This is a genomic window from Pseudomonas mandelii, from assembly GCF_002251635.1.
Lineage (GTDB): Bacteria > Pseudomonadota > Gammaproteobacteria > Pseudomonadales > Pseudomonadaceae > Aquipseudomonas > Aquipseudomonas mandelii_B.
The window spans coordinates 1-3,224 of record NZ_NMOJ01000086.1 but is presented as its reverse complement, the minus strand read 5'-3'; the positions used below and the strand labels follow the sequence as shown (position 1 = coordinate 3,224).

Below are 3,224 nucleotides of genomic sequence, written 5' to 3'. Positions count from 1 at the left end.
TATGGGGCGGGTAAAAGTGCTCCGATCAGCACTCCACCCAGCTGACCGCCAGGCCGCCCCGTGAAGTTTCTTTGTATTTGTCATGCATATCGGCGCCGGTATCGCGCATGGTGCGGATCACCCGGTCCAGGGAAATGAAGTGTTTGCCGTCNCCGCGCAGGGCCATTTGNGTGGCGTTGATCGCTTTCACCGCCGCGATGGCGTTGCGCTCGATGCACGGCACTTGCACCAGGCCGCCGACCGGGTCGCAGGTCAGGCCGAGGTTGTGTTCCAGGCCGATTTCGGCGGCGTTTTCCAGTTGTTCCGGGGTGGCGCCGAGGATGTCGGCCAGGCCGGCGGCGGCCATGGCGCAGGCGGAACCGACTTCGCCCTGGCAGCCGACTTCGGCGCCGGAGATCGANGCGTTTTTCTTGCACAGNATNCCNACAGCCGCCGCGCCCAAAAAGAAGGCGACAACGTCATCGTCCGACGCGTCCGGGTTGAATTTCATGTAGTAGTGCAACACCGCCGGAATGATCCCCGCCGCGCCGTTGGTCGGTGCCGTGACCATACGCCCGCCGGCAGCATTTTCTTCGTTGACGGCGAGGGCGAACAGGTTGACCCATTCCATGGCCGACAAGGTCGAGGTGATGACATTGGGTTTGCCGATTTCCAACAGGCTGCGGTGCAATTTCGCCGCACGGCGTGGCACATCAAGGCCACCTGGCAAGATGCCCTCGTGACGCAGGCCTTGCTCGACGCACTCACGCATCACCGACCAGATGTGCAGCAAGCCCTGGCGGATTTCAGCTTCGCTGCGCCAGGCCAGTTCGTTGGCCATCATCAACTCGGAGACCCGCAGACCGTGCTGGTTGCAGAGTTTGAGCAGTTCAGCGGCGCTGGAAAAGTCGTAGGGCAATTCCACATCGCTGGCCGGCGCGATACCGGACNCNGCTTCAGCCGCTTCGATGATGAAACCGCCGCCGATCGAGTAGTACGTTTGCTCCGACAACTCACCGGTTTCGCCAAAGGCTGTCAGAGACATGGCGTTAGGGTGGTAAGGCAAACTCTCGTCGAGCAGCAGGAGATCGCGTTGCCAGTTGAAGGCGATGGTCTTGTTGCCAGCCAGAGAGAGCTCACCGGATTCGCGCAGGGTCTGGATTCGGCTGTCGACGGTGGTCGGATCGATGCTGTCCGGCCATTCGCCCATCAGGCCCATCACGCAGGCGCGGTCGGTGGCATGGCCGACNCCTGTGGCGGAAAGGGAGCCGTAAAGACGGATTTCTACCCGACGGACGGCGTCGAGCAAATTCTGGTCAATCAGTGCCTGGGCGAAGGTTGCGGCGGCGCGCATCGGGCCGACGGTGTGGGAACTGGACGGACCGATGCCGACTTTGAAGAGATCGAAAACACTGATAGCCATGCTAAAGCCTATACAAGCAATGGAAGAGAAATCGCTGCCATTTTTGTAGGACAAGCGCAATGTCGGCGATACTGCCTACCTCGGTCCTACGTGACCAACGAAACTTCCTAAGACAGCCTTTAGCAGGACTAAACAATGAGTCGCCAATTGCACGCCCAGACTTACGTCTGGCTGCACGTGTTTTCCTGTGCTGCGCGGCATCTGTCGTTCACCCGCTGCGCCGAAGAGCTGCACATCACGCCGGGTGCGGTCAGTCAGCAAATCCGCCAGCTGGAGGAGCGGTTAGGCTTTCGCTTGTTTCACCGCCGTGCGCGCGGCGTGGAATTGAGCGCCGAGGGCCAGCGACTGGCCATCACGGTCAATGAGGCTTACGGCAGCATCGATGCGGAATTGCGACGACTGGACGCCGGAATGATCAGCGGAATTCTGCGGGTGCGTTCGATTCCATCGTTCCTGAGCAAGTGGCTGACCCCGCGACTGCCACGCTTGCAGCAGCGCTTTCCAGACATTCAGTTACGCCTGGTGGCCGAGGACAGCAGCGTGCCGTTGCACGAAGGGGACTTCGACCTGGCGATCGACCTGAACGACGGCAGTTATCCCGGGTTGTTATCCACAACCTTGCTCGACGAGCAGATCTTCCCGGTCTGCGCCCCGAGCCTGCTGCGCGGCCGACCACCGCTGCACGGCCCGGCGGGCCTGGTGCACTTTCCGCTGCTGCACGACATCACCGCCTGGCGCGGCAGTTACGAGTACGCGGAATGGGAGTATTACCTCAATGCCATCGGCTTCGANNAAGCCGATGTGCGGCGCGGGCACACCTTCAACCGCAATCACCTGACCATCGAGGCTGCCATCGCCGGCATGGGCGTGGCCATCGCGCGGCGCACGTTGCTCAATGATGAACTGGAGCGCGGCACCTTGATCGTGCCGTTTGGGCTGGCCGTGCCCAACCATAAACGCTACGTGCTGCTTTACGCGCCGGGCGCGCTGAGCCATCCGGGCGTACGTGCGGTGCATGACTGGCTGGTGGAAGAAGCGGGAATTTTTCGCGGATTGCACCCGCTGGCGGAGCGGCAGATGTGAGCAATTGTGACTAAAGAGAGGTGCGACCCAACTCCCGACCTTAACAGCGCTTTTTGCCGTTGTCCGGCTTTTTTTGCGAATCCATATTTATCTTTTTTTAGGGGTTGAAATGTTCTTCGCGCAGACCGATTGTGTAAGTAAGAGGTCACGGTGATGACGCCCAAGGGCCAGCCGAAAGGCCTCTCGCGAGCTAGCTGAAATAAGGGATGAACTATGCAAATCCAAGTCAANAGCGATAACCATATTGAAAGCAGCATCCGACTGGAGGAGTGGGTACGTACTACCATTGAGAGCACGCTCGAACATTATGAAGAGCACCTGACACGCGTCGAGGTTCATCTGCGGGACGAGAATGGCGACAAGCCAGGTCCCCATGACATGCGTTGCCAACTGGAAGCGCGGCCAAAAGGCCACCAACCGATTTCTGTCACTCATAAAGCCGACACCCTGGAGCAAGCGATCGACGGTGCGGCGGAAAAACTCGAACATGCGCTTGAGCATCTGTTCGGCAAACTGCGGGGCAAACCACGTGCCGCTGTGGTGCCATTCGAACGAACCGCTGCCGATGCGCTGCTCGAAGATGAGTTTCTCGAGAACGAACAGGCTGCACAAAACGGCTGAAGCCTGATTCACTTTTTACCTTCCCACTGAAAACGGGCCTGCTTATGCAGGCCCGTTCTTGTTTGAGGTGTTCACCAAATCCGCTGGTTCCACGATGACCTGTGGCGAAGGGCTTGTC

The 3,224-nt window shown here is 59.6% G+C and carries 3 protein-coding genes; 2 read left to right on the top strand and 1 reads right to left on the bottom strand.

The window, feature by feature from the left end; all coding sequences use genetic code 11:
* Positions 1 to 25: 25 nt before the first annotated feature.
* Entirely contained in the window at positions 26 to 1,402 is a 1,377-nt protein-coding gene (locus tag B7L09_RS12260; RefSeq protein WP_094469039.1) for an L-serine ammonia-lyase, read from the bottom strand.
* 135 nt (positions 1,403 to 1,537) lie between these two features.
* On the opposite strand from B7L09_RS12260, the gene B7L09_RS12255 reads away from it, so the two are divergent.
* Positions 1,538 to 2,485, top strand: a complete 948-nt coding sequence (locus B7L09_RS12255; RefSeq protein WP_094469038.1) for a LysR substrate-binding domain-containing protein — start codon at positions 1,538 to 1,540, stop codon at positions 2,483 to 2,485.
* Between the two features lie 213 nt (positions 2,486 to 2,698).
* Positions 2,699 to 3,106 (top strand): HPF/RaiA family ribosome-associated protein, encoded by a 408-nt coding sequence (locus B7L09_RS12250; protein ID WP_094469037.1) that lies wholly within the window; start codon positions 2,699 to 2,701, stop codon positions 3,104 to 3,106.
* The last annotated feature ends 118 nt before the right edge of the window (positions 3,107 to 3,224 follow it).